The organism is Reichenbachiella sp. MALMAid0571, assembly GCF_040151475.1.
GTDB lineage: Bacteria > Bacteroidota > Bacteroidia > Cytophagales > Cyclobacteriaceae > CAXBNB01.
This window is the reverse complement of record NZ_JBDKWG010000150.1, coordinates 124675-149231: the sequence shown is the minus strand read 5'-3', so window position 1 is coordinate 149231 and position 24557 is coordinate 124675. Positions and strand designations below refer to the sequence as shown.

Sequence of the window (24557 nt, the reverse complement as noted above, 5' to 3'; positions counted from 1 at the left end):
AGTAAACAAACGGATGGTCATAATATTGTTCGAATTAAACTAATTTTTGGTCTCGTCTAGAACTTAGTTATAAGTAATATTCTTCAAACACAACGTAATTACAAATATGAAGAAAGGTTTAATTTCCACTGAACTCTAATGCGTTCATAGATCCTATTAGACTTTTTTATTTGATGCTATAATTGAGTAAATTTTGATTGCTTCTCTAATTTCAAGAGGAAAGGTGTTGAATTTTATTTCAATGATTTTGTACTTGGAAACCAGTTCCATGATAAACTTTGCCATTAGCATCTTTATCATGTAACAGCATAGGATTGCCTCATTATTGACTTCATCTGGGTTATTGTTATAGTTGAATCGAATCTTTGCAGCACTTATCCCTTCAGAATGTGTAAAACCAGATAAATATCCATAATGCTCTTTCCAAGTTTTTGCATCAGCGAATTCGCATTCATCAATTATAGTTCTCCAATCTTTGAATAATCTAGTATTTCCTTTCTTCAAAAGCTGATTTTGTTGTTTTGGTGTTAGTTCCTTAAGAAATTTCGAATTAATAAGCTTATATTCATACTCTTGAATTTCTTTTTCCTCTCTTAAACGTAGTTCTTCAGTCAAAATTCGACGAATACCTCTATTCTTTTTTCTGTCTATTAGAGACGAATATACCCAGACATTAAATCTAAACTCTTGTTCTTCAATAGATATTGGATTAATATATATATGCCAATGAGTAAGAAAATTCTCAAGTAGCGTTCTTGAAAGTACCAGAATTGATGATATGTCCAAAAATCTCAAGTCTTTCTTCATTTGTTGTGACCTCAATGGATGAGCTAAGAAAAGTTGGTACAATGAGTTGCTATGCAATATGAATTTAATTGTAAGAGTTTCACTATATATCTGCCACAAAGGAATTTTCAATTTTGATTCCGTTAATGTTTCGTTTAGGTTTATTAATGAATCCAAAAACAGACAGTAATTTTTCAGGTGTTTGGTCAGATCAGCCTCATTGAGCTCATCAAGTATTTCTTGTTCAATATTATTTGGCCTAAATATCAAGCTGTGTGAATTGCGTTTAACAATTGGACCAAAGTTTATTTTTTACCGAAATCAATAGAAGCACTGTTGATGCAATACCTCAACCCAGTAGGTCGAGGGCCATCGGTAAATACATGTCCCAGATGACCGCCACAATTTTTGCAGGTTACCTCAGTACGGTACATCCCGTGGGATTTATCCACGTGCTCTGCTATCTTCGTCTTGTCTGAGGGTTCGAAAAAACTTGGCCAGCCACACCCAGAGTCAAACTTAGAATCAGAGAGAAACAGCGGCTCCCCACACGCCTTGCAGTTGTATATGCCTTTTTCCTTATGATCCCAATATTTTCCCGTAAAAGCACGTTCAGTACCTTTTTCTCTCAAAATATAGTATTCTTCATCGGTCAGTTTTTCTTTCCACTCCGACTCTGTTTTTAATACTTTTCCCATAACGAAACCTTAAAATTTTATTCAATTTAATGAATTTCCACTACTTATATTTTAACATGAACGCCAATAGAATAAGAAGGGTTAGCAAAAATTAAATTGCCCGAAAAGGCTTTTCCCATATTGGCAGATATACCATATCTTTCTTTAATCTCATAGCCAAGTTCGAAGGTGTAAGACAAGTATTCAGTATCGCTTGCAAACAAAGTCGCGCCATTGGTTTCGGTAAAAGAAGAATTTTTAAAAGACTTCAAACCCTGCAACCTGAAAATTCCTATTACTTTTTTGTCAACAATCAATCCTGTTTCCAGGCCATATCGAAACTCATCTGAAAAACCCCGGGTTCTGTTATTTAAGCCCAGATTAACAGAATAAAATGTATTCACATTACCTACTGGAGCTGAGGTACTTATATCCAATGAAATACGTTGATTAAACTCCCCGTCTCCGGTTTGTAGTGTTCCATTATCTCCCCCCATGTCATTTCCCAAAGGCAGCCCAAAATAAATAGTGGAGCTGACAACAACAGCTTTGTTCCTTATCCATCCATACTTCATTCCCAATTCTGCATCTCCAAGGGAATTGACCGATTGACCGGGAGCAATGACATCCCCTGTAGTTTTCGATCTTATCAAATTTGAGTATGATCTGCTAAATACGGGAAAATTAAGAATTACATCAAACTTGTCTGAGAGTCCATATTCTCCATATAGCGTTGTATTGAATAAGCCGATGGTGACATTGGGATCTATTTCACCTGTATCCGTGTAATGTGCATCAGCTACCACCCACCACTCGCTGAGTTTGAAAAAACCTTTTCCTTTTCCATTGACCCAACCCCCACCTGCATGTACATAACTGGTGGTAGTTAGAAATAAAATGATTACTAGTGCCTGTTTCATGATTTGATCAATTAGAAATTTTACCATGTCCAACCTTCACATTATATGGTTTACAGAAATACAACAGATAGGTGTAATCCATAATACCAATTGAAGCATCAATACTCATTGTATTTGCACCAGAAAATACAGTAACCGCTCCGATTTCATAAGCATTGCTGATCGATGTTGGATTGTTTGATAGATATACATACAACCCTGGAAGTGCGGTTGTAGCTTTGAAATTACTTGCCAGTCGTAATTCTAATCCATGTCCGGCATCTGCCAGTGTAAAATCTCCTTCCAACTGGTAGGAACTGGTGGATTTGATTACTCCGACTATTTCTGTAGGATCTTCCATCATTACAGTCTCGGATCCTGAGTTAACAGACAATTCATACTTGATATTTTCATCTTGTGTTAATGAAACGGTGATCTTAGTCGTACCTTCTGCAACAGCTGTTGCCAGACCTTGATTGTCTATAGTAATAACAGAAGTATTGGAGCTCATCCAATTTACATTCACATCTTCTTTTTTTCCTACATTATTGAAATAAGAAAACCCGAACTGATAGGTGTCACCTACTTTCAGGTCGCTTATAGGGTTGGAAACAATAATTCTTTGCTCAACAAAATCATCATAAATATCCTCACCTACACAATTACACAATGTGATTACAAAAAATAATAAGATAAGTTTTTTCATGCTCAATTGAATTTTGAGTATTGACAACAGATTATCCTATAAAGTTAGTTCCATTTATGATTACCCAATAGTCAGGAGTCAGACAATTGGAAAAGATAGCGTTAAAGGGAAAAGATGGAATTTTAGTTCTCTTTTGACCAAAAGGGATCTTCTGTGTTGTCAACAAAACCTTTTTCATTATGAATCGCTTCTAGAGATTGTAATTGTTCGTCTGATGCTATTTCTTGAATTTGGTTGAATAAAATACGTTCTTCAAATCGAATATGACTTTCCAGCTCTTCTTCGATCAAACTAAGGTTTTTTTCTAAATCTGTTGGGGATTCAAACAACCTTTTTAGTCTTCTATGGTCGGAAAGTGCTTTTCTTACCAATTCATTTTCATCTTCAAGAATCGTAAAAATATACTTTTCCTCCAGGTCGAAATGAGGTAGCAAATGATCTTGATAAAACCAATCTACATAATTTTTTATTCGACTCACTTCTACGTTTTTGGCAAAACCTGTTCTAATTTTCCAACACAATAATAGTCCTTGGTGATGCTCCCTACTTATGGGTTTGAGGTACTCATTTCTTTTAATGGGAGTTCTTTTCATTAATGCTTATTTAAAAGTGCAATTATTTTAGAAGTGGATGTGTCAGCATACGCTCCGTAGGCATTGATTACCACTCCTTTGATATCGTGTTTGGTAGAAGAAATAGCATAAACAATCATCTCATCTGCCGGGTCAGTTTCTCCTTCGAAACGATGTACTTCATCAATTTCAAATTCATCAGGAGATAGTTGCGTTGTAGATTTGTTGCAAATTAAGCACTCGTCTTCAACAAGAATTTTAAAATCTGCTGTGTAACCTCGTTTTGACAGATCTTTTGTCGCTTCACTTACTGTGTCGTAATATTTTTGTTGTCCCATGATTTCAGTTCTTTCTCTAATTCAACGGCTTTAGGGAACAAGATGTTATTTTCCAGATGTATATGCAAATGAAGGTCTTCTTCAAATTCTTTGAGCAAAGCAAAAGTCACAATGTAAGTATTACAAGCATCTTCAGGGGGAGTGTAATTGTTGCTCAGCTTAGCAATTTGACCGAAACGATCCCCTTCAGTTTCGTGTTCATGCATCATCATTTGTATTGGATTTTGGACCGTTCCAAAATGTGGTCTTTCTACCAAAGAATGATCTTGTTGCGTTTTTACCATTTTTCTCACATAAGGGAAAAGAATAAATTCCTCCTTCTTCATGTGTGCTGCCAACTCACCTGATGCTGCTTTAAAGTGTTCTTTTATTTCAAATAATTCAGGATGAGTTTCACCATGTACCTCAGTTATTTTATCTAAATACGGATTGATTTCCACAATGGCATCTTCTACATAACGGTGGTGCTTTTTCTCTATATAGTCTGCCAATAAATCAATAGGCCAGGTTTTGTAATCAGCAGAAGTATCTTTTATTTTATTAAATATAGCTTCTATTTCGTTGATAAGATCAGAAGGTTCCATCTGTTCTTCCTTACATACTTCATGTAATGTTCTATTGCCTTTGCAACAAAAATCTATGTTATGATTTTTGAACACAGTAGCAATGCGGTAATCCTGCGCTACCAACTCTCCTATGATTTGATTCTGTTTAACTTCCATGATATATTTATTTAATGATTTTAAACTGATTAATACCAAATATGATTAGGCTGATGACCTTCAAGGCTTCCAGAGCCACATAGTAAAAATGTAAATTTGAAGAAGGCACCTCTAAGCCCTGAATATGCATCTCTGCCCTGGCATCAAGAGCAGGTAAAAGCCATGTAGTTTGTATAATAAGAATGATTACTGGCAAATAATAAAACAGCTTTTTTGCAGAAAAGAATTGCCCTTTTGAAATAAGAGAACTTAGAAAAACAGCAAATACAAATACCCATTCGATTTTATTGAGTGCATCAAACACCAAACGCCCAATACCCAGGCCTAAAGAAAGCGTAATTCCTGGTGCCTGAAATTTCAGCCATGCTTCCATAAAGCTGATGGCACAAACAAATCCGATCCATAGGAATACAGCGATAAGGGATATGGGATGTCTTACAGTTGTCATAACAATGGTTTTGTAGAATGTTTTCTGTGATATTCAATTTTGGATAAAAACATCTGAGCCATTCGTTCTCCCTGCCACTTTGCTCTTTCTGCTTTCGTTCCGGAGAAAAGCTCATTGACGGTTTCGTTAAAAAGATTGAGCCACTGTTCAAAATGTTGCTTTTCAACTGGTAAATTGGCATGAGGTAAAAAAGGGCTGCCAAAATAGGTGTGTTCTTCAAGTAAAACTGTTTGCCAAAAGCGGTACATTTTCTCTAAATGCTCAGACCATTTATCACCGATTCTTTGATTAAAGATGTCTGCTAACATAGCATCTTCTCTTACTTTAGTATAAAAGCGATTGACAAGTAATTTTACATCTTCAATATTTAAAATATCATTTTTCATATTACCATAATATTTCAAATAAAAGATAATATTATCCTTTATCTGGTTAAATTTTTTTTACCTTTTCAGAAAAGTTGATTCAATATCAACTCCCATAGCCAATTCATATAAACTGGTACTCTCTAACATATACTTAAGGTTGTTTCGGATAGCTGCAAACTTGTCATGTAATGGACAAGGCTTTGAACTATTACAGTTTTTCAATCCAAGCCCGCATGCCAGATAAATATCATTTCCTTCCAGAGAATCGACGATTTCACTAATTTTAATATCATTGATTCGCTTTTTTTCAATTTGAAAACCTCCTGCAGGTCCTTTAACAGAATCTACAATCCCATGCTTTACCAGTTGTTGCAATATTTTGGCAGTAAATGCTTCAGGTGTTTGAATGTTTTCGGCAATAGATATTAGCCCCACCCTATTTTGCTTTAAGGATTGGCTGGCTATGAAAATTGAAGCCCGAATGCCATATACACATGCTTTGGAAAACACCTTTAATTAATTTTTAAAGCAAAATTAGTAAATGATTTAATAAAGGACAATTTTATCTTTTATTAAATTCAATAAAAAATATATAAACATCAATGATTATTATAGACAGGAAAAAAGGAAGTTGTTTTATAACTATGAATTGTGGGTTGATAAACAAAATATAAAAACTATTTCAAATTTGATAGTATCCAAATTGTTGTAGAAACCACATCAATCTCTATTGATAGGAAAACCATCCACTTCTATCCAGTCCACCCTGGAGCAGGCAATAGATCCACCACCTATCATAAGATCTGTCCATCCTATTTCTTCTACTTTACTTAGGTCTGGATTTTCAACCCACTTTTTCTCCAATACTTTGTCTATATCCAATGACATCCATCGTATATCAGAAATATTGAATTCATAAATACGCCAATCTAAGGAAGCCCCATCTGACAAATCACTAACAAGCCATGAACCGTCAGACAATTTCAGTATTAAACGCAATTGCCTGAAACCCGATTGTTTTGATCTCCATCTTATTTTTCCATTTTTGGAAAGATCGACGTTTTTGGATACGTGTTTCAAGGTAACAGCCCAATTACCTTCACAAAGCCCTGACCATATATAAAAAGGATCGTCAGCTGGCTTGTCATGGTTGCTTTTCTTAATTACACCAGCACCAGACCCATACAAAGAAATTTTAAGGTCGGGGTTGGCTATATGATCTTGCGTTACGGGTATTTCTGCTGGGGTTTCTTTAAAATCTTCTCTGAAAAAGGTTTGTGGCCTGTACTGAGCAAAAATGAGGCTTGGTAATGTAAAAAGTACGATAAATAAATATTTCATGGATAATGGTTTTATATAAATTCTTATTCTTTCGGATAACAGTGTAAAATTAAATGTACTACCTGAACGTCTAATTTAATGTGAATATTTGGAAAGGGTAGCGCACATTATTGGCATATTCTGGCATAAAAACAATTATAAAACAGACTGATCTGATTCAGCTCTCTGGAAAATCATTTATTATTACAGTTTTAAAAATTAATCAATTCAAAATTCATGAGTGACATTAAAAACGATTTCGTGCATACGGTATTTTTTTGGTTAAAAAATCCAGAAAGTAGTGCTGACAAGCAAAAGTTCGAAGCTTCATTAAAACAATTCATAGCTGATTCACAATATGTAAAAGCATCGCATATTGGTACTCCTTCAGTAGCTGAAAGAGATGTGATCGACAGTTCATACACTTATTCTTTAATGGTAACTTTTCCCTCCAGAGAAGAGCATGATAAATATCAGATAGAACCTGCACACCAAATTTTCATCGACGAATGTAAAGAACTGTGGACAAAAGTTCTGATCTACGATTCAGAATCTTTATAAGTAGTTCACATTTCTCTTATATCACTGGCTTCAAGCCTTAAATATTTATTTCAATAAAATTTCAAGAGGCTGTCTCAAAAGTCAGATAATTCCCAGATTCCTGACTGTCGTCAGACAGGTATTCTGGGATCTGTCTTAGAAACAGCTATTGCTGCGTTTTCAAAGGGATGCCGGAACAACTTGCCTAACGGCAATCAGGAGCCCGGCAACTGTTTAACCCTTTTGAAACAGCCTCTTGAAATTCAAAACTTTTTCAAACTAACCTAACTCCGGACCACTGATCAAATATTGATTGTCAATATTTCCGGGACGATTGTTGCTATTCAAGTACATTCTTACAAACCTCCTTTGATCTTCAAATCCTAAAGAGATCAACCAGTCTATTATTTCCTTTTTACGCATCAATACATCTACCACAAGTGGACGGCCTGCAAATGACTTGAAAACCTGCATCAGTAAGTTTTTCACGTTGTGCTCGCCATGAGCCAACACGGGACCTACCTGTAGGTATTTGCTGCCACTTCGTCCAAAAACATAACCCTTCACAAAATCATCTTCACGAATCTCCCAACAACTGCTCTTCTGTTCTTTCAGTAAAAATTTAAACAGATCAATTCGATTGACACCATACAATTTCTCATCAATTTGAGACACTTTTACAAGACTGCTTTCCGTAATAGGCAGCATGGTCATGACAGCTTTTGTTTTTTTCTTTCTTAGGTGATCCCCATGGTAAAAATCAGTATTGATATGCTTCATTTGACTTGTGGTCATTCTACAAATCTCATACTCTTCAACAAAGCCTAATTTCTTGTAAATGGGAACTCCAGTAGGAACAGCATCAAGCTTGATAGATTTACAACCCTTGAGTTTTTCAATGAGGGTATTCAGCAATATTTTGCTCACACCAAGCCCTCTAAACTCCCTGGAAACCAGCATCATCCCTACCCATGCCAACTGGTTGCCATAGTTCAGGCCAGTTACAGTGCCTACTACCTGATTATCGATGCATGCCACCAAGCAGCTATCAGGGCTATGAGACATAAGAAACAACCAGTCCTTTTCAGTCTGATTCCAATTTTCAGCATTCTTGAATTGCATCACAGTTTCCACATCCGATGGATGCATTTGTCTGACTACTACTTTATCCGATTTACTTGTCATGTACTATGAATTTCAAATCAAATATACCATTCAATTACTTTTAGTTACGTAAGGTTGTTCTAATATTCTTTCGAGAATTGGTCTGTAATAATCAGCCTGTCGCATAAAACCAAGGTCAGTAGGATGAGAGCCATCTACCGTACTTTCACCATCATATCCGAGTTGCCCCTTGCCTATCAGGTAATGCAAACCAAGAACACCTTCTTGCATTAATGTCTCATAAACCTTACGCAGTTCTTTTGTTTTGTTTAGGTCAGACTCATACCTCTTTTGATCCATAAAAGCATTTTCATACATTCTGTTTTCAGCCATCACAATAGGAGTATGTGGCCTGAGTTTTCGCAATGTTTTCACAAATGGAGCAACTCTTGAAGCTACCATTTCAGCATCCATATTTGGCAGACAATCCAAAAAATAAATTTCAGGGTTCAGTTCCCCAAGTAATTCGGCCATTTCCAGTTCCATTTTTCCTGACCCTGAAAAGCCTAAATTGACCACTTCACAGTTTAACTGGCGACTGAGAATGGCAGTGGCGGACATTCCCGGCCTGGAAGCACAACCACCCTGAGTAATGGAAGTACCATAAAAAACAATTTGCTTTTTATCCACAGCAGTTACCTTTTGAAGGTTAAAGCCTGAAGGCACTCCCAGTTGCACACTGGAAACACCATTATACAGTGGTAGATACAATAGAAAAATATGCTCATCTGTTGGCATATTGTCAATAAGCACTACTTCATTATCAGGATAAGAATTAGGTTTACCAACTCCCACCCAATGCCATTGTCCATTAGCAGTTTTAGTATATAAATCCAAACCGCTAACACCTGTACTTGCAAAATGGGGCATTTTATTTACATGCCCTCCGGTTAAAGTCCATTTAGCCGATATGGTTGGAGCATTAGTTTTAAACTCGACATAAAAACCGGAAGTATGCGCACTTAAGCCCCACACAGCATCTGTAACTTTTCCTTTAGCATAGTGAGGAAGTCGATTGTAAAACAGTTCGTCCTCCAACCATCCCTGTCCCCTGACTCCAAGATCTTTTATATCACTCCATTCAAATTTCACTTCTGGCTGCTGACTTTGACTAAGGGCAGAAAACCCAAACAAAACTGCTACTACCACTAAATAATTTTTCATACTAATAATTTACCTTGATAAATGTTGATCAGACTGCATTCGACGAATTCTTGCTATTTAATATTGATTATAATCAACTCAGAAGTGCTATCAAAATTGAAACGAAAATAAATATAACGTATTTACTGAGAGATTGATCAAATAAAAAAGTTAATATTCGTAAATATAAATACAATGTATCGAAACATAATATTCAATTTATACTTTCTTTTACTAATTAATTATTCCACATGATTCAAAATCATCAATTTACAGCATACACATATTTTGGAATTCAATAAATTATTTCTCTCTAAATATCATTTATGAAATGACGGCCTTTCAAGGAGTCAAAATCAAAATTTGTATTAATATTGCTACTAACGGATTTGATACTCAAACTACATTACCAACCTTACCAAATGCTCTTTAAAATAAAATTTTACCTGATTAGATTGATCTTCTTTTTAGGAATAATATCAATCGGATTGCTTATCACTGGTTCTATTGACAGAGATTATATAGTTAGCTCACCAGACACTCAAATTAACCTTAAATTATCTGATTACAGCCCTTATGACCTGGCTAAAAAATACATGCCCAAAGTAAGTTTTTCAATTGAAGATGATACACAATTGGAAAATATTTTTTACGAGGTGATTGAAGAAGATTCAGAAGTGGCAATAAACTACTACTTTGTGTGGAATAAAGAAAACAATCCTGAATTCATTCGAAACATTGCAAATAAAATATGGCACTTTATCTACTTTAGATTTAGTCTTTTGGATATTGAATTCCTGCAGATAAATATTGATAAAACTACTGGGGAAATAATACTAGCTAAAAGTATTAATCAAAATGTGAAAAAGCCCAGTTTTCCTGTATGCGTTTCAATCAATTCATGGAATCACGATTTTTCCTTTTGCTCCTCCGATGAAGGCAAACTTCTCGAAACCACTCTACTTACCTATTTTGAAAACACAGATTACAGTTCTTTAAAAATGGCTCGCAGAAGTCAGGGAGATTTCAAAACCAAAGACAATGTAATGAACTATCCATTCATTATTTTTCTGGCATTACTGGCCACATATTATTTCAGACATTTGCAGAAAGATTATAACAATGAATATTCTGAAACATAACTTTCAAGTCTGATAAAGCTTACTTCAAGAAACCTGTTATTCTAAAAAATAAGAACGAGGTATGCCATTAAGAATTTGTTGTATATAATTTATCACTTAATATGAATAATATTAAAACATTGAATTACAGTAAATTAATGAATTAAAATAGAGAAAATCTATCAGCAAAATAAGGTAGGATAAAGCCATCAAGTAGTCACAAAAAGTTCTGCTCAATCATATTTATACGATTATTCCTAATAAAGAAGCAATGCCAGACTTATAAGTGTAAAACACAAGGGTTTAAATTTTTCTACTGCATTATTATTCAATTTTTTTACAAAAAATTATATTAAGTTCTATTAAATATTATATTACAAATAGCTTCTCAACTTTAACCCTTCTGCTATGATAAAAGTGGATTTAGAGTATATATATAACATTAGTGATAACGACAGAGACTTCATTAAAGAAATGTTGACCACTTTCGTAAAAATCACCCCGGAATCAGTAGATGGAATCAACTATGCATTTGAGACCAAAAACTGGAAGGAAATGGGTAGAATTGCTCATAAAATCAAGCCTTCTATATTACTACTTGGAATTGATGAGTTTTCTAATTTGGTAAGGGAGATCGAACAAATTACAAAGAACGAAATAGACATAGATTCCATTTCTGTTAAAATTAGCCTTCTTAATAAATACTCTTTGGAAGTACTCTCTGACATTGATGATTTATTAACAACAGGAAGGTATTAGAATTTCTTTAGTACTATCCTTCCTACACCCACACTAATGATTTTTATTACTCAACTGATTTTTGTGAAATCCGGAGCAGAAAAAACGTTTCAGAAATTTGAAGAGTTTGCTATTCCGTTGATGGAAAAGTACAATGGCAAAATTATTTACAGATTACGGCCTACAGAAGAATCTTATATTTCAGGTGACAAAGACCGTCCCTATGAAATACACTTTATCTCTTTTGACTCTGAAGAAGATTTAAACAACTTTTTGAGTGATGATACCCGGTTAAGCTTTTTGCATTTGAAAGAACAATCCGTTCGCTCAACATTACTCATCAAAGGGCATAAGATGTGACTTTTGAGTGGCCAGTCAATTAGAAACCTCTGCCCTCTTTCGGGAGAAATGCTCAAGTGCAGCTTCCAAATCTTCTGGTGTATCAATCATAAACGACTCGTGTGTAGTCAGAGCAACTTTTATCTTGTATCCGTTTTCCAGCCAACGCAATTGTTCGAGTGACTCTGTCATTTCCAATTCACCTGGCGAGAGTTTAACTATTTTCTTTAAAATGTCCGTTCTGTAGGCATAAATACCGACATGTAAGTAGAATTGGTGTTTTTTCGCCCAGTCTGACTTTTTCGCATCACGAACAAAAGGAATAACTGACCGACTAAAGTACATGGCTTCCATGTTTTTATTGAGTACAACCTTCATCTCAGTTGGACTATCTAAAACGGCCATATCAGTCTCATGCCTCACTAAGGTACCAAGTTCTGTATTGCCATCAAGACAAGAAGCCAGAATCTCAATCTGTTTGGGATTGATAAAGGGTTCGTCTCCCTGAATATTGATAATGTAATCATATTCTTCTTCAACCTTCTCCAACACTTCACTGCACCTTTCTGTCCCATTACGATGAGTCGTAGAAGTCATCACCACATTGCCATTATGATTTTTTATTTCATCAAAAATTCGCTGATCATCTGTCGCTACTATTACCTTAGTCAATGACTTAGCCAAAACAGACCGCTCATACACATGCCTTACCATTGATTTTCCCTGAATATCCACAAGACATTTCCCGGGAAATCGAGTCGAATCATACCTTGCCGGAATTACTCCTAATATCTTCATTTTATGAAATGGCTTTTACTTTTAGAGATGTCCCCTCATCGGAAATCACTTCTATTTCAGTATCTTTTTCTATATAATTTCCACGGGTAAAAGCATCATACAACTCTCCATCTATCATCACTTTACCACTTGGCCTGAGTACTGTGTAAGCCACCCCTTGTTTTCCGGTAAAAGTTTCTTTTTTAAAATTGGATGTAAAGCCCAGGTCTTTTGTCATTTCATCCATTAAAGCCACTCTTTTGAAAACATTTGATTGTGTCAAACGAGCACCACCTATAAACATAAGAACTATAGCACCACCTAGTGCAACAGCCGTAGTAAACAATGCTGTAATAATTTTAGAAGTATCCACAAATGAAAAGTCAAATGCATTGTTGTTGAGCATCACCAATACCAATGAGGCAAGTGTGAGAGTGATTCCGGCTACTCCTGCCAACCCAAAGCCGGGGATCACAAATATCTCCAGGGCTATTAAAATGATACCTACAAAAAACAATGCTATCTCCCAATTTTCAGCCAATCCATTGAGGTAGTAAGGAATGAAGTAAAGTACTAAAGCCACAATAGCCGCTAAGATCGGAAAACCCACACCAGGCGTTTGTAGTTCAAAATAGATTCCACCCAGAATAACCATAATCAAAATACCACTCAGAAAGGGATTGAGGAATATTTGCACGAGTTTATCGGTTGCGCTCAAAGCATATTCATAGAGTTCATAATCTTCAACTCCTGTACGTTTCATTATTTCATCTATATTGGCTACCTGAGCTTCACAATAACCGTATTTGATCGCCTCTGAGGTAGAAAATGTGATTACCTGCCCTTCCTGAGATATGCTGTCCACTTCAATATTCTGATCCACCATAGCCTCAGCTATTTTAGGATCACGTCCATTTGCTTCTGCCGTTGACCGCATGATTGAGCGCATATAAGACTGGTACTTATCCGGAGCAGCAGATCCATCTGCAGTCACCACAGTAGCTGCCCCTATACTGGCACCTTTAGCCATATAGATGCTGTCACAGGCGATGGAGATTAATGCCCCGGCAGATGCTGCATCTTTGTTGATGAATACATAAATGGGAATCTCAAACTCCATTACCCGGGTTCGAATATCATCAGCATCATTTAGAGCACCTCCATAAGTATCCATTTCAATGATTACATAATCAGCATCCATTTCTCTCGCCTGATCCAGTGCCAGCTCAGAATAACGGTTGGTTCTTGGATCGATTTCACTATCCAATTTCATTTTGAATACCAAGGGTTTGTCCTTTTTTACTTTCTCTTCCTGCCCTAAAACTGACAGAGATACAAATAGCAGTGGTACGAGAAGAAATTTTATATTTTTTAGGATAAACATGCCAGATAGATAATTAATGAAAGTGTAAGGTTAATAGTATTCAAAACCAACTCTGAAAAACAGTCAATTATTTTCCATGGATTAATCAGGATTAATTGCTTATATGTATTCAATATTTTCGATTTTTGCCATCACTCTATAGTGATAACTTTCTAATGTAAATTTAACGGTTTGGCGTAATTTATAGCTATACCCTTAACCATAAATTATTTTGGACATACTTTTTCAAAAGCAATTTTCAAGTTTAATAAGATTCGTCAAACCATCGGATGATCATGCGGTCATTTGTCTTGAACAGATCAGCGAGTCAACTCCATCTCCCCAGTATCACATAGTAGATCTGCAATCTTTCAAGATAGCTGTAGAAGATGTATTTGTCAAAAACAGTAAAACGCTGGTACTTAAATCAGTCACATCAACCCATCTTATTCTCAACGAATACCACAACGGTAAAAACCCCGATCACGCAACTGCAATTGCCTATAATTACAAAACCAAAAGTTTAGAGTGGGAAAAAGAAAACTTTCGTATTTTGGAGGTCAATGGAGAGGTGATCAAGTCTCCACATCAGTATTTTGAGAATCGGTTTGCCTACTGGGACGTTAAGACAGGTCTGGTAATTGACATGCCAGAAGAAAACGATATTCAGTCTAATAAAACTGAGTCTTTTCCGTTGTTGTATCCTGAGAACAGTGAGCATTTTGGTACGTTTTCTAAATTCATTAATGAAAAAACAGGACATCAAGCGGCTATATGCTGTGAGTATCTGGAAGTAGGAAATGTTATGATTCTATCTTATTATTTTCATAAAAATAAAACCCTGGGAAACGTATTACTGGTAGCAAATAGTGAGGGTGAGGTATTGTGCACAATAAATCTGGGTGAAAACCTGAAAGGAATCGGAAAAGACACTTTTTTTGTACTGGAAAACAAACTTGTTTTTATATCAAATAAAAATACTTTGAATATATATGAAGTTTAAGCTGCTGATTATAACCCTGTTTATTTGTTTTGCCTGCAAAGCAACAGGAATGGACTCTTTGAGAATGGAAACTAATGGAGGCAAAAAGTTTATCATCCATAAAGTAGATGCTCAGGAAACGTTGTTTGCTATTTCTAAAAAATATAATGTCAAAATTCAAGAATTAATCAACAACAACAAGGGAATAGAAAATGGCATCAATATCAATCAGGAAATAGTAGTTCCTTATTTTGAAGATGAGACTTCAAAAAGTATCTCTTTAAGTGGTAATGAAATTTTACACGTGGTACTACCGGGTGAAACTTCGTACAGGTTATCAAAACAATATAACATTTCCATTGATTCTTTGATCCTTTTAAATGGATTGGAATCAACTACACTAAGTCTTGGGGATACACTTATTGTAGGGTTTAAATCTTTGGAAAGGGAAAAACCAATTGACCAAGGTACTATTAAATCGCCTGTTACTATTCCAATAGCGGAAAATGATCCTATAAAAAACAGACTGAATCAGAATCAATATCATATAGTCAAAGGGTCTGAAACTCTATATAGTATATCCAGATCGTACAACGCTTCTTTAGAGGAGATCAAAAGACTTAACAATCTGACATCCAATGAGCTAAATATCGGACAAAAATTACTCATTTCTAAAAAAGCTCAAGAAAACGAATTATCTATTAAAAACGAAGTAGTGCCTGATACAGAAGAAATTGAAGAACTTGAACCTATAGACACCCTTTATGTATCGACTAACAATAGCCGCTTTAAAGAGCGAACAGAAAAAATCGGAAACTTAAACAAAACCCTTGAAGATGGGTTTGCCATGAAAATAAAAAATACAAACGACACGAGAAGGTATCTTGCCCTGCACCGTACTGCTCCTGTTGGAACAGTGATAGAGGTAAAAAACCAAATGAACAATATGTCAATCTTTGCTCGTGTGGTAGGCAAACTTCCTGAAACCGGAATAAATAAGAATGTTCTCATTCGAATATCACATGCAGCTTATGAAAAACTTAAAGCTCTCGATGCAAAAATACCTGTAGAAATAGGATACGTTAGAGAGAATGATTGATTCAAATGAGTTAAAATCTTTTCTCGATCAAAAAGTAGAGGAATTTAACAATCCAAGTTTCATAAAGGATGATCCAATTTGTATCCCTCACCAATTTTCAAAAAAACAAGACATTGAAATAGCTGGTTTTTTCGCTTCCATTTTAGCCTGGGGACAAAGAAAGACCATCATCAACAAGTGCAATGAGTTGATGCAATTGATGGACAACTCACCTCATGATTTCATTGCCTCCCATGAGGATACAGACCTCAAACGCTTGCTAAGCTTCAAACACCGTACATTCAATGCTACAGATACGCTTTATTTTATTGAAAAATTAAAACATCATTACCATCAGCATGATTCTTTGGAAATGGCATTCATCAGTGCATCAAATAACAACGATTTTGAGATGAAATCTGCGCTGATTCATTTCAGAAACTACTTTTTCGATCTGCCTGATTTTCCTCAAAGAACAAAAAAACACATCTCAACTCCTGCCAACAAATCGGCATGTAAACGTCTCAATATGTTTCTGCGATGGATGGCACGAAATGATAAAAATGGAGTTGATTTTGGTATTTGGAAAAATATACCAACATCTGCATTAATATGTCCATGCGATGTACACGTGGATAGGATTGCAAGAAAACTGGGATTGATTACCAGAAAACAAACCGACTGGCAAACAGCAGAGGAACTCACCCAAAACTTACAGAAATTTGATCCAAATGATCCTGTGAAGTATGATTTTGCTTTATTTGGTTTGGGAGTGATCGAGAAGTTTTGATTCTACCTGCATAAAGTCAACCTGCTTCTACTACTTCCTCCACCCTTCTGGATTTTCTCTCCATTCTCCAAGAGATTTGAGATCGGCATCACTAATATACCCCATTTCTACAGCTGGTTTGAGCATAGCTGTATAGTCACTCAAAGTAAAAAAGTCCAGGTTTTCTGCTTTAAAGTTGGCTGCTGCATGTGGAAATCCATAAGTGAATATAGCTCCAAGCCCCAATACTTCTATTCCTGCTTCTCTCAAAGCCAAAGCAGCTTTTATGGAACTTCCACCAGTTGAAATCAAATCTTCAATCACTACAACTTTTTGGCCTTTCCTTACCTCACCTTCTATCATATTGGTCATGCCATGTCCTTTGGCTTTGGAGCGCACATAAATAAAAGGCAATCCCATAGCATCAGCAATTAATGCTCCTTGTGGTATTCCGGCAGTGGCTACACCTGCAATGGCTTCTACATCAGGATACCGTTTTTCAATTTCTTCTTTGAATGCATTTTTAATTGCAGCCCTCAATTCAGGATAAGATAAAGTCATTCGGTTGTCACAATAAATTGGAGAATTCCATCCCGAACTCCACGTAAAGGGGTCATTCGGTCTTAGTTTGATGGCTTCTATTTTCAACAATTCGGTGGCAATGTAATTTTTGATACTCATCCTGTATTATTTAATAAATTTCTGAGTGCTAAATTAGTAATATTTTCTACTCTTTGGCAGAGAATTATTCTATAGATTAGCGACGTATTAATGTGAACAATATCTCTATTGATATAAGTAATTGATAGCCAATAGTAACAGATAAAGGAGATAGCCTAAGGAAGAAGTGTCGAATGATTTAAGTTGACTTTGCTTCCTAATAATTATATATGTATGAGGATATATATTAATGACATCCCGGTAAAAATTACCGATAAAAAACATACCAAAAAGTCTTATGACATTGAGATCACCCATGAAGAGGAGAAAATCTCACTTAATAAGTTAAAAGGACGGGTTTTAATACGCAACAAAGACAGGGAAGCCATAGACGATCTCTTGAAGATTATGACTAAAAAACGCCATGATAAGATCAAAAAGATTCTTATTCAGGTAAAAGACAAAGTCAAAAGTGTTGAATACCTGAAATCTAAGTTTGATATAGTAGAAGCCGGCGGAGGCATTGTGCAAAATGGGGATAAGGTTTTGTTGATTTTCAGAAAAGGAAAGTGGGACTTGCCCAAAGGAAAACTAGAAAACAACGAAACAAAAAAGGAAGGTGCATTGCGTGAAGTAGAAGAAGAAACAGGCGTAAGAGTAAAAATTCACAGTAAAATTGGAGCTACCTGGCACACCTATCTACGCAACAACAAGTATGTATTGAAAAGAACTTATTGGTATGCTATGGATTGTATAGATGATTCAAACCTAAAACCACAAAAAGAAGAGGGAATCGTAGAGGCAAGGTGGATGAATAAACGTGAAGTAGAAATAGCAATGACCAACACATTTGCCACTATTCAGAGTGTGATCATTACTTATTTCGAAAATCCAATGTTGCATGAGGACAGATCCGGGATTAAACCAATCCAAAAAGTTCACGGTTTTAAGTAATTGAGATAATATTGTTGCCATCAGGTTAGGAAACAATATTAACTTGCAACAATATTAATGTTGATAAAAATCAAATTATCAAATAGCACTAAACAATAAATCAAAGATGAGCAACAAATCCAACAACCCCTGGCACTCTGTAGAAATAGGTGAAAATGCACCTGACACAGTAAATGGTATCATTGAGATTCCCACTGCCACCAGAGCAAAGTATGAGTTGGACAAACAAAGTGGGTTGCTTAGAATGGATCGTGTGCTGTATTCTTCTATATATTATCCGGCGAATTACGGATTTATTCCACGTACCTATTGTGATGACAATGACCCGTTGGACATCATGGTTTTGTCTCAAATCACTATCGTTCCGCTTTGTATAGTACCTGCGAAAGTAATTGGCGTGATGAGGATGCTGGATCAGGGTGAGCACGATGATAAGATCATAGCTGTAGCAGAAAATGACATGAGTGTCAACCATATCAATGACATTTCAGAACTCCCAAAACACTTTGTGAAAGAGCTGAGGAATTTCTTTGAAGACTATAAAAAACTGGAAAAGAAAACAGTTGAGGTCAAAGACTTTTTAGATGCAGATATTGCCAAACTTATCGTTAAGCAGGCGATCAATGATTACAATGAGTTGATGAAGAAATCCTAATCTTTCGAATTTCCCAAAACATTCATGCTGCCTACATAAAAGTTTGAATCTATCCGGATGGATTCTGTTTTTTCATCCAGCTTCATCACTTGCCATTGCGTAGTAGGCTTTATCCAATGTTCTTTACCATTCGACTTGATTTTCAGAGACATATCAAATTCACCTAAGCAGTTTGTCCACCTTGCATTCAATTCATTATTCCTTATAAAATATTCCAACACAGGCATTCGAGAATCTCGCAAATATTGGTCAAAAAAGCTTTTAAGATTGATACCGACTTGTTGAGAAATAAAATTTTCTACCTGCCTGGTTGAGACTGTTTGGTGATAAAACTCCTTATTCAATCCTCTAAGGATTTGTCGCCATTTTTCATCATTATCAATGATTTGCCTCAAAGTATGAAGTATATTAGATCCTTTATAATAAATATCAATTGAACTTCTCTGATTTACGCCGTAATCAGCAATAATAGGTTCGTCATTCACAATATTGAGTCGGGTACCGATCACATATTCAGACGAGGCTTTCTTTCCATAATGATAGTCGAGGAATAGATTTTCTGAGTATGAAGTAAATGATTCATGAATCCACATGTCAGCTACGTCAATGTTGGTAATATTATTGGCAAACCACTCATGACCACTTTCGTGCACAATGATAAAGTCAAATTTCATTCCCCAACCCGAGCTACTCAAATCACGACCTCTATAACCATTGCTATAGCCATTACCATAAGTTACCGAACTCTGGTGCTCCATCCCCAGATAAGGCACCTCCACCAGCTTATAACCATCTTCATAGAAAGGATAAGGACCAAACCAATATTCCAAAGCTTCGATAGTCATGGCTGCCTGTGTAAACTGTTTTTGAGCCTTTTTCAAATTATACTTTAACACATAAAAATCCATATCAAGACTTCCCTTCTCTCCTGTATATTTTTCTGAAAAGTGTACATAATTGCCAATATTAATATTCACTCCGTAATTATTGATGGGGTTCGACACAAACCAATGATATGTTTTTGTTCCATCAACATTTTCGTCAACCTTCCTCAACCGACCATTAGAAACATTTGTCAATGTCTCAGGAACTGTAGTACTTATAAGCATGCTGTCTGGTTCATCATAACTATGGTCTTTGCATGGCCACCAGACACTGGCACCAATTCCCTGACAAGCTGATGCTACAAAGGGATTTCCTTTTTTATCCCTTGACCAAACTATACCTCCATCCCAGGGAGCATTCTTCGCTTCAATTGGATTACCCGAATAGTATATATCCAATTCCATTTGAGCCCCCTCCCTTTGCACTTCAGATAATTCAATGAAATGAGCATTCGTTTCATGTCTGACCGTCAACTCTTTTCCATTTTGCAGTACTTTATCGATTTTCATTGGAGGCTGCAAATCAATCTGTATCACCTGGTTTGGAGTTAAGACTTTATAATAAACTGAATTTTTTCCGAAGATGAATTTATTGTCTATGTCAACTTTGAGGTCTAAATGATAATAAGTCAAATCCCACCATATACGCTCAGGAGTGATAGAACCACGCAACGAGTCTTGTCTTGTATATTGATGATCTTGAGCTGTGATTGGCTTAATATCAGAGAGTAATACAGCTAAAATGATCAGTCCAAATAGTTTATTCATGCTTGTTCTAATTTCATTCCACTTACTACTGTTCCTGACTTTCAATGTATTTAATAATCTTTTCTTTTTCTTCAGGAGAAAACCATTTAAACTCTTCATCTTTTTTAAACCAGGTCATCTGCCGTTTGGCATACCTTCGTGAGTTTCTTTTCAACAAACGAATGGCTTCTTCCTTATCGTATTTCCCATCTAAATAATCAAATATTTCCCTATAACCAACGGTCTGCAAGGCATTCAACTCTTTGAACGGATAGAGGCTTTCGGCTTCTTCAAATAAACCCTGATCGATCATAGCATCCATTCGCAAATTAATGAATTGATATAACTCGCTCCTCTCCCGTTCCAGACCTATTTTAACTATTGAATACGCTTTCCGGACTTTTGTCTTTCCTTTTCTAAACGAAGAATAAGATTTGCCCGTCGCACGAATTACCTCCAATGCCCTGGTCACCCTTTGTTTGTTGCGGTAATCAACAAATTCATAAAACTCAGGGTCATTCAACCTCAGTTCTTCAAGCAGGCTCTCTTGGTTTCCGGTAGCCCATGTTTCGCTCAATTCCATTCTAATGTGCTGAGGCACTTCAGGCATTTCGTCAAAGCCATCACAGAGTGCTTTGATGTACATTCCTGACCCACCAACCAGTATTACTTTGTCGTGTTTTTCGAAAAGCTGTACAAGTAATTGTTCAGCCTCTTCAGCAAATTTACCAGCATCATAATCCTCCTCTATTGAAAGATTATTAACAAAATGATGCACTGCCAAACTCAACTCTTCCACTGTTGGTTTTGCTGTACCAATGTTCATTTCCTGAAAAAATTGTCTGGAATCGGCAGAGATGATTTCCGTATCAAAATGGCGTGCCAAATCAATTGCCATAGAAGTCTTTCCTACCGCAGTTGGTCCGGCTATCACAATAAGTTGCTTCTTTTTGATCATTGAATTCAAAGGAAGCTACAAAACTATGCCGGATTTTTGTGATCGATCATTATTTTGTAAAATATTCAAACCTGTTTTCGCCAAAAAAACAACTACTCCAAATTATATTATACCGTTTTTATTGCATGTCAACGATGATGAATTAATTTTAAAAATATGATCCGTTGGCTGTTGCTTATTTTTCTTTTCTTTCTTCCGGCAATTGATAATGCCCAAAACCTAACGATAATTGACTCGCTTAGAATCAAAGCCGCTCAAACCACAAATGACAGTACAAGAGCCATCACCTACTCAGACCTGAATTACCAGTGGGCAGAGTACAATTTTGATTCCTCATGGCATTACGCTAATCAAGTAGAGCTGATTGGAACCAAATTGAACAACCCTTACCTCATCACCAAAGGATTGACATCCAAAGCGATTGCCTATGACTACCAAAATGAGTTTGATAGTGCCATTCATTATTACCTTAAAGCAGGTGAATATGCCCGATTGCATGAAAATCTTGAAGGACAAGCCAGCTCCATTTTCAATATTGGAGTAATGCATTCCTTTAAAGGAGAGATGGAACAGGCAATTGAAAAATATAACGAATCAGGCGAAATTTATAAAAAACTAGGTAACCAAAGAATGATTGCCCTTGTTCACAACAACCTGGGGATTATATACAGAAAGAACGGAAAATATGAATTAGCAAAACGTGCCTATCAAACCTCTCTAAAGATAAAAGAAGGACTTGGTGATGAAAGTGGTATTTTAAATTCTCTCACTAATCTGAGCTCGGCATTAAGATACCTTAAAGAATACGATAGTGCTATTCTTATCTCAGAACGAGCTTTGGCACTAAGTCAAAAACTCCAAAACCAGTCCGTATATTTACATGAGCTGGTAAATCAGGCTATGGTTCATGAACAGTTAGAAAACTCTGTCAAGGCATTGAACCTATACAATGAAGCGGAAAGCTTGCTAAATATTAAAACACCTTATGAAACAAAAGCTCAGGTATTGAATGCACTAGGCCAGTATTACTACCAACATGGCAACACCCTTAAAGCGCAACAATATGTCGATCGTATGGGTAAAGTGATCAACGACGAAGGGAAACTTGAAATAGCATACAATTTTTACTTTTTATCCTACCAAATTTACAAGGCTCTTGGAAAGGTGGATTTAGCACTGAAACAACTGGAAAAGGCTTTAGACAAAAAAGAAAAACTATTTGACAATGAGGTGCTCGTAAAAACCACAGAGCTCGAACAATTGTATGAAAAAGAGAAAAGGGAAATTGAAATCCAACAGCTCAATGCTGAGAACAAATTGCAAACATTAACATTAGCAAAAAGTGAATCTGAACGCAATAGTCTTCTGGTTATTTCAATATTTGTTTTGTCGCTTGCTGTCTTGCTGCTTTTTCTTTTCAGACAAAAAAGAAAATCATTGGTCGAAAAGGAAGTACTGTTACAGGAAATCCACCATAGGGTTAAAAACAACCTTCAAATTATTTCCAGCTTACTGAAACTACAGGCAAGAAACCTGAGTGATGAAGCTGCTATTGATGCAGTAAGAGAAGGAGAAAGCAGGGTTAAATCTATGGCTTTGATCCATCAACGATTATACAGCGCAGATGACGTAAGAGGAGTAAATGTACAGGAATACCTTGAAAATTTGATCTCAGAAATATTCCAGACCTTTGGTGTGCGTACAATCGATCATCAGATAAAAACAGGAAGCATTAAGCTGGATATTGACACAATGATTCCGTTAGGACTGATTGTCAATGAGCTAATAACCAATGCACTCAAATATGCTTTTGAGGAAAACAAAAAGGGGAAATTATATATTGAAATTGAAGAGAAAGGTGAGCAACTTTGGGTAAAAGTGAGAGACGATGGTACCGGTATGGATTCTGATAATTTGAATAAGTCAGATTCATTTGGCTGGAAAATGATACAATCACTTTCAAGAAAATTAAAAGCAGAAATCAATATCATCAACAATGAAGGAACAACCGTTCAATTGGTTCTTTCAAGGTATAAATTAATCAAATGAGTAAGGGAAGCATTTTAATAGTGGAAGACGAACCATTAATAGCCGATGACCTGGCAGCTACGTTGGAAAGTCAGGGATATCATATTTCTGCCGTACTGGACGAAGGAATTGATGTTTTTAAGCATCTGGAGAACCACAGCCCAAATTTGGCCTTGCTGGATGTAAAAATCGCAGGAGAAATGGATGGCATACAGATAGCTGAGAAACTTGAAATCCCATTTATTTACCTCACTTCATTTTACGATCAGAAAACCCTTGACCGTGCAAAAAAGACCAGCCCCTCGGGCTATATCGTCAAGCCTTTCAGTGAAGGTGATCTTATTGCCAATGTAGAGATGGCATTTGCCAGAACCATTAAACCAGACATTCAGCAGCGAAAACCTGAAAAACTATTTCTCAGAAACGGACAAGAAATTGTATCTATGATGTCTTCGGATATAGTGTATGTAGAAGCCTTCGACAATTACGCCAATGTCTATACTGAAAAAGGAAAATTTATTATAAGCCACACATTAAAAAGTATTGAGAAAACACTTATTCCATTAGGTTTTCATAGGATTCACCGCTCCTATTTGATCAATTTTGATCATATAGATTCTATCTCCGAAAATTATGTGTTTTTGAAAGGCTTGAAAGTACAAATCGGTAAATCGTATCGCAAGGATTTAATGGATCGGCTAACCATGATTTAGTCTTACGCTTTACTCAAAATAAAAGCACCTTTACTAAAGTAAAACCTCCTTTCGCTAAAACAGCCTTTAGCTCCCCTATTTGCTGATCTACATTTATGGATGAAACCT

29 protein-coding genes are annotated in these 24557 nt (G+C 36.0%); 11 read left to right on the top strand and 18 right to left on the bottom strand.

Going from position 1 to position 24557, the window contains the following annotated elements:
* Nucleotides 1–156 precede the first annotated feature (156 nt).
* The 11 genes from AAOP42_RS21895 to AAOP42_RS21845 form a co-directional block, all read right to left on the bottom strand.
* Nucleotides 157–1056: a hypothetical protein gene (locus AAOP42_RS21895; RefSeq protein WP_349530729.1), complete on the bottom strand. Its 900-nt coding sequence runs from the start codon at nucleotides 1054–1056 to the stop codon at nucleotides 157–159.
* A gap of 35 nt (nucleotides 1057–1091) precedes the next feature.
* Nucleotides 1092–1484: a peptide-methionine (R)-S-oxide reductase MsrB gene (gene msrB / locus AAOP42_RS21890; RefSeq protein WP_349530728.1), complete on the bottom strand. Its 393-nt coding sequence runs from the start codon at nucleotides 1482–1484 to the stop codon at nucleotides 1092–1094.
* A gap of 44 nt (nucleotides 1485–1528) precedes the next feature.
* Nucleotides 1529–2383 (bottom strand): hypothetical protein, encoded by an 855-nt coding sequence (locus AAOP42_RS21885; RefSeq protein ID WP_349530727.1) that lies wholly within the window; start codon nucleotides 2381–2383, stop codon nucleotides 1529–1531.
* A gap of 7 nt (nucleotides 2384–2390) precedes the next feature.
* Entirely contained in the window at nucleotides 2391–3068 is a 678-nt protein-coding gene (locus AAOP42_RS21880) for an Ig-like domain-containing protein (protein ID WP_349530726.1), read from the bottom strand.
* A gap of 122 nt (nucleotides 3069–3190) precedes the next feature.
* Nucleotides 3191–3661, bottom strand: coding sequence for a hemerythrin domain-containing protein (locus tag AAOP42_RS21875; protein ID WP_349530725.1), 471 nt, complete (start codon nucleotides 3659–3661; stop codon nucleotides 3191–3193).
* A complete protein-coding gene (locus AAOP42_RS21870) occupies nucleotides 3661–3978 on the bottom strand; it encodes a phosphoribosylpyrophosphate synthetase (RefSeq protein WP_349530724.1) in 318 nt (105 codons plus the stop codon). Before AAOP42_RS21870 ends, AAOP42_RS21875 begins: the two co-directional genes overlap by 1 nt.
* On the bottom strand, nucleotides 3948–4700 hold the full coding sequence (ric, locus tag AAOP42_RS21865; protein ID WP_349530723.1) for an iron-sulfur cluster repair di-iron protein: 753 nt from the start codon (nucleotides 4698–4700) through the stop codon (nucleotides 3948–3950). The genes AAOP42_RS21870 and ric overlap by 31 nt, the downstream gene beginning before the upstream one ends.
* Nucleotides 4701–4707: 7 nt before the next feature.
* A complete protein-coding gene (locus AAOP42_RS21860; protein ID WP_349530722.1) occupies nucleotides 4708–5148 on the bottom strand; it encodes a hypothetical protein in 441 nt (146 codons plus the stop codon).
* Nucleotides 5145–5534, bottom strand: a complete 390-nt coding sequence (locus tag AAOP42_RS21855) for a group III truncated hemoglobin (RefSeq protein ID WP_349530721.1) — start codon at nucleotides 5532–5534, stop codon at nucleotides 5145–5147. Before AAOP42_RS21855 ends, AAOP42_RS21860 begins: the two co-directional genes overlap by 4 nt.
* A 57-nt stretch (nucleotides 5535–5591) precedes the next feature.
* Nucleotides 5592–6026 carry an RrF2 family transcriptional regulator gene (locus tag AAOP42_RS21850; RefSeq protein WP_349530720.1) on the bottom strand — a complete coding sequence of 145 codons (435 nt, stop codon included), beginning with the start codon at nucleotides 6024–6026 and terminating at the stop codon, nucleotides 5592–5594.
* Between the two features lie 210 nt (nucleotides 6027–6236).
* Nucleotides 6237–6857 carry a hypothetical protein gene (locus tag AAOP42_RS21845; RefSeq protein ID WP_349530719.1) on the bottom strand — a complete coding sequence of 207 codons (621 nt, stop codon included), beginning with the start codon at nucleotides 6855–6857 and terminating at the stop codon, nucleotides 6237–6239.
* Between the two features lie 216 nt (nucleotides 6858–7073).
* On the opposite strand from AAOP42_RS21845, the gene AAOP42_RS21840 reads away from it, so the two are divergent.
* Complete coding sequence (locus AAOP42_RS21840) at nucleotides 7074–7397, top strand: Dabb family protein (protein ID WP_349530718.1); 324 nt, start codon at nucleotides 7074–7076, stop codon at nucleotides 7395–7397.
* A 258-nt stretch (nucleotides 7398–7655) separates the two neighbouring features.
* Here the strand turns inward: AAOP42_RS21840 and AAOP42_RS21835 are convergent, their stop codons facing one another.
* Nucleotides 7656–8561: a GNAT family N-acetyltransferase gene (locus AAOP42_RS21835; protein WP_349530717.1), complete on the bottom strand. Its 906-nt coding sequence runs from the start codon at nucleotides 8559–8561 to the stop codon at nucleotides 7656–7658.
* 30 nt (nucleotides 8562–8591) lie between these two features.
* Entirely contained in the window at nucleotides 8592–9704 is a 1113-nt protein-coding gene (locus tag AAOP42_RS21830) for an SGNH/GDSL hydrolase family protein (protein ID WP_349530716.1), read from the bottom strand.
* Between the two features lie 401 nt (nucleotides 9705–10105).
* Between AAOP42_RS21830 and AAOP42_RS21825 the strand changes: the two genes are divergently transcribed.
* The 3 genes from AAOP42_RS21825 to AAOP42_RS21815 all read left to right on the top strand — a co-directional run bounded on the left by AAOP42_RS21825 (nucleotide 10106) and on the right by AAOP42_RS21815 (nucleotide 11902).
* Nucleotides 10106–10825, top strand: coding sequence for a hypothetical protein (locus AAOP42_RS21825; RefSeq protein WP_349530715.1), 720 nt, complete (start codon nucleotides 10106–10108; stop codon nucleotides 10823–10825).
* A gap of 387 nt (nucleotides 10826–11212) precedes the next feature.
* Entirely contained in the window at nucleotides 11213–11563 is a 351-nt protein-coding gene (locus AAOP42_RS21820) for an Hpt domain-containing protein (RefSeq protein ID WP_349530714.1), read from the top strand.
* A 36-nt stretch (nucleotides 11564–11599) separates the two neighbouring features.
* A complete protein-coding gene (locus AAOP42_RS21815) occupies nucleotides 11600–11902 on the top strand; it encodes a DUF1330 domain-containing protein (protein ID WP_349530713.1) in 303 nt (100 codons plus the stop codon).
* Nucleotides 11903–11917: 15 nt separating this feature from the next.
* On the opposite strand, the gene kdsB is transcribed toward AAOP42_RS21815, so the two are convergent.
* Both kdsB and AAOP42_RS21805 read right to left on the bottom strand, forming a co-directional pair.
* Complete coding sequence (gene kdsB, locus AAOP42_RS21810) at nucleotides 11918–12679, bottom strand: 3-deoxy-manno-octulosonate cytidylyltransferase (RefSeq protein WP_349530712.1); 762 nt, start codon at nucleotides 12677–12679, stop codon at nucleotides 11918–11920.
* 1 nt (nucleotide 12680) lies between these two features.
* Complete coding sequence (locus AAOP42_RS21805; RefSeq protein ID WP_349530711.1) at nucleotides 12681–14042, bottom strand: NfeD family protein; 1362 nt, start codon at nucleotides 14040–14042, stop codon at nucleotides 12681–12683.
* 211 nt (nucleotides 14043–14253) lie between these two features.
* On the opposite strand from AAOP42_RS21805, the gene AAOP42_RS21800 reads away from it, so the two are divergent.
* From AAOP42_RS21800 to AAOP42_RS21790, 3 genes are read left to right on the top strand one after another with little or no spacing between them, the layout of a single operon-like run.
* Nucleotides 14254–15024, top strand: a complete 771-nt coding sequence (locus tag AAOP42_RS21800) for a hypothetical protein (protein WP_349530710.1) — start codon at nucleotides 14254–14256, stop codon at nucleotides 15022–15024.
* Nucleotides 15014–16102, top strand: a complete 1089-nt coding sequence (locus AAOP42_RS21795) for a LysM peptidoglycan-binding domain-containing protein (protein ID WP_349530709.1) — start codon at nucleotides 15014–15016, stop codon at nucleotides 16100–16102. The genes AAOP42_RS21800 and AAOP42_RS21795 overlap by 11 nt, the downstream gene beginning before the upstream one ends.
* On the top strand, nucleotides 16095–16871 hold the full coding sequence (locus tag AAOP42_RS21790) for a TIGR02757 family protein (protein WP_349530708.1): 777 nt from the start codon (nucleotides 16095–16097) through the stop codon (nucleotides 16869–16871). The genes AAOP42_RS21795 and AAOP42_RS21790 overlap by 8 nt, the downstream gene beginning before the upstream one ends.
* Nucleotides 16872–16901: 30 nt before the next feature.
* On the opposite strand, the gene pyrE is transcribed toward AAOP42_RS21790, so the two are convergent.
* Nucleotides 16902–17531: an orotate phosphoribosyltransferase gene (gene pyrE / locus AAOP42_RS21785; protein WP_349530707.1), complete on the bottom strand. Its 630-nt coding sequence runs from the start codon at nucleotides 17529–17531 to the stop codon at nucleotides 16902–16904.
* 213 nt (nucleotides 17532–17744) lie between these two features.
* Between pyrE and AAOP42_RS21780 the strand changes: the two genes are divergently transcribed.
* Both AAOP42_RS21780 and AAOP42_RS21775 read left to right on the top strand, forming a co-directional pair.
* The gene (locus AAOP42_RS21780) at nucleotides 17745–18464 is read left to right on the top strand and encodes an NUDIX hydrolase (RefSeq protein WP_349530706.1); all 720 of its coding nucleotides are present in this window, start codon (nucleotides 17745–17747) and stop codon (nucleotides 18462–18464) included.
* A 106-nt stretch (nucleotides 18465–18570) separates the two neighbouring features.
* Nucleotides 18571–19119 (top strand): inorganic diphosphatase, encoded by a 549-nt coding sequence (locus tag AAOP42_RS21775; protein ID WP_349530705.1) that lies wholly within the window; start codon nucleotides 18571–18573, stop codon nucleotides 19117–19119.
* Here AAOP42_RS21775 and AAOP42_RS21770 read toward each other — a convergent pair.
* Together AAOP42_RS21770 and miaA are read right to left on the bottom strand one after the other, a co-directional pair.
* Nucleotides 19116–20771, bottom strand: coding sequence for a M1 family metallopeptidase (locus AAOP42_RS21770; RefSeq protein WP_349530704.1), 1656 nt, complete (start codon nucleotides 20769–20771; stop codon nucleotides 19116–19118). The two genes, AAOP42_RS21775 and AAOP42_RS21770, sit on opposite strands and share 4 nt — an antisense overlap.
* Nucleotides 20772–20796: 25 nt before the next feature.
* Nucleotides 20797–21708, bottom strand: a complete 912-nt coding sequence (gene miaA / locus AAOP42_RS21765; protein ID WP_349530703.1) for a tRNA (adenosine(37)-N6)-dimethylallyltransferase MiaA — start codon at nucleotides 21706–21708, stop codon at nucleotides 20797–20799.
* Nucleotides 21709–21864: 156 nt separating this feature from the next.
* On the opposite strand from miaA, the gene AAOP42_RS21760 reads away from it, so the two are divergent.
* Entirely contained in the window at nucleotides 21865–23757 is a 1893-nt protein-coding gene (locus tag AAOP42_RS21760) for a tetratricopeptide repeat-containing sensor histidine kinase (protein ID WP_349530702.1), read from the top strand.
* Complete coding sequence (locus AAOP42_RS21755) at nucleotides 23754–24449, top strand: LytR/AlgR family response regulator transcription factor (RefSeq protein ID WP_349530701.1); 696 nt, start codon at nucleotides 23754–23756, stop codon at nucleotides 24447–24449. Before AAOP42_RS21760 ends, AAOP42_RS21755 begins: the two co-directional genes overlap by 4 nt.
* Nucleotides 24450–24557 lie beyond the last annotated feature (108 nt).

Excerpts from the sequence above, each read along its gene's own strand:
- kdsB (WP_349530712.1), bottom strand. The coding sequence starts at position 12,679 with ATGAAGATATTAGGAGTAATTCCGGCAAGGTATGATTCGACTCGATTT.
- AAOP42_RS21795 (WP_349530709.1), top strand. The coding sequence starts at position 15,014 with ATGAAGTTTAAGCTGCTGATTATAACCCTGTTTATTTGTTTTGCCTGC.
- AAOP42_RS21825 (WP_349530715.1), top strand. The coding sequence starts at position 10,106 with ATGCTCTTTAAAATAAAATTTTACCTGATTAGATTGATCTTCTTTTTA.
- AAOP42_RS21880 (WP_349530726.1), bottom strand. The coding sequence starts at position 3,068 with ATGAAAAAACTTATCTTATTATTTTTTGTAATCACATTGTGTAATTGT.
- AAOP42_RS21780 (WP_349530706.1), top strand. The coding sequence starts at position 17,745 with ATGAGGATATATATTAATGACATCCCGGTAAAAATTACCGATAAAAAA.
- AAOP42_RS21830 (WP_349530716.1), bottom strand. The coding sequence starts at position 9,704 with ATGAAAAATTATTTAGTGGTAGTAGCAGTTTTGTTTGGGTTTTCTGCC.
- AAOP42_RS21845 (WP_349530719.1), bottom strand. The coding sequence starts at position 6,857 with ATGAAATATTTATTTATCGTACTTTTTACATTACCAAGCCTCATTTTT.
- AAOP42_RS21820 (WP_349530714.1), top strand. The coding sequence starts at position 11,213 with ATGATAAAAGTGGATTTAGAGTATATATATAACATTAGTGATAACGAC.
- miaA (WP_349530703.1), bottom strand. The coding sequence starts at position 21,708 with ATGATCAAAAAGAAGCAACTTATTGTGATAGCCGGACCAACTGCGGTA.
- AAOP42_RS21855 (WP_349530721.1), bottom strand. The coding sequence starts at position 5,534 with ATGAAAAATGATATTTTAAATATTGAAGATGTAAAATTACTTGTCAAT.
- ric (WP_349530723.1), bottom strand. The coding sequence starts at position 4,700 with ATGGAAGTTAAACAGAATCAAATCATAGGAGAGTTGGTAGCGCAGGAT.
- pyrE (WP_349530707.1), bottom strand. The coding sequence starts at position 17,531 with ATGAGTATCAAAAATTACATTGCCACCGAATTGTTGAAAATAGAAGCC.
- AAOP42_RS21885 (WP_349530727.1), bottom strand. The coding sequence starts at position 2,383 with ATGAAACAGGCACTAGTAATCATTTTATTTCTAACTACCACCAGTTAT.
- AAOP42_RS21770 (WP_349530704.1), bottom strand. The coding sequence starts at position 20,771 with ATGAATAAACTATTTGGACTGATCATTTTAGCTGTATTACTCTCTGAT.
- msrB (WP_349530728.1), bottom strand. The coding sequence starts at position 1,484 with ATGGGAAAAGTATTAAAAACAGAGTCGGAGTGGAAAGAAAAACTGACC.
- AAOP42_RS21840 (WP_349530718.1), top strand. The coding sequence starts at position 7,074 with ATGAGTGACATTAAAAACGATTTCGTGCATACGGTATTTTTTTGGTTA.
- AAOP42_RS21835 (WP_349530717.1), bottom strand. The coding sequence starts at position 8,561 with ATGACAAGTAAATCGGATAAAGTAGTAGTCAGACAAATGCATCCATCG.
- AAOP42_RS21860 (WP_349530722.1), bottom strand. The coding sequence starts at position 5,148 with ATGACAACTGTAAGACATCCCATATCCCTTATCGCTGTATTCCTATGG.
- AAOP42_RS21755 (WP_349530701.1), top strand. The coding sequence starts at position 23,754 with ATGAGTAAGGGAAGCATTTTAATAGTGGAAGACGAACCATTAATAGCC.
- AAOP42_RS21790 (WP_349530708.1), top strand. The coding sequence starts at position 16,095 with ATGATTGATTCAAATGAGTTAAAATCTTTTCTCGATCAAAAAGTAGAG.
- AAOP42_RS21875 (WP_349530725.1), bottom strand. The coding sequence starts at position 3,661 with ATGAAAAGAACTCCCATTAAAAGAAATGAGTACCTCAAACCCATAAGT.
- AAOP42_RS21760 (WP_349530702.1), top strand. The coding sequence starts at position 21,865 with ATGATCCGTTGGCTGTTGCTTATTTTTCTTTTCTTTCTTCCGGCAATT.
- AAOP42_RS21870 (WP_349530724.1), bottom strand. The coding sequence starts at position 3,978 with ATGGGACAACAAAAATATTACGACACAGTAAGTGAAGCGACAAAAGAT.
- AAOP42_RS21775 (WP_349530705.1), top strand. The coding sequence starts at position 18,571 with ATGAGCAACAAATCCAACAACCCCTGGCACTCTGTAGAAATAGGTGAA.
- AAOP42_RS21815 (WP_349530713.1), top strand. The coding sequence starts at position 11,600 with ATGATTTTTATTACTCAACTGATTTTTGTGAAATCCGGAGCAGAAAAA.
- AAOP42_RS21805 (WP_349530711.1), bottom strand. The coding sequence starts at position 14,042 with ATGTTTATCCTAAAAAATATAAAATTTCTTCTCGTACCACTGCTATTT.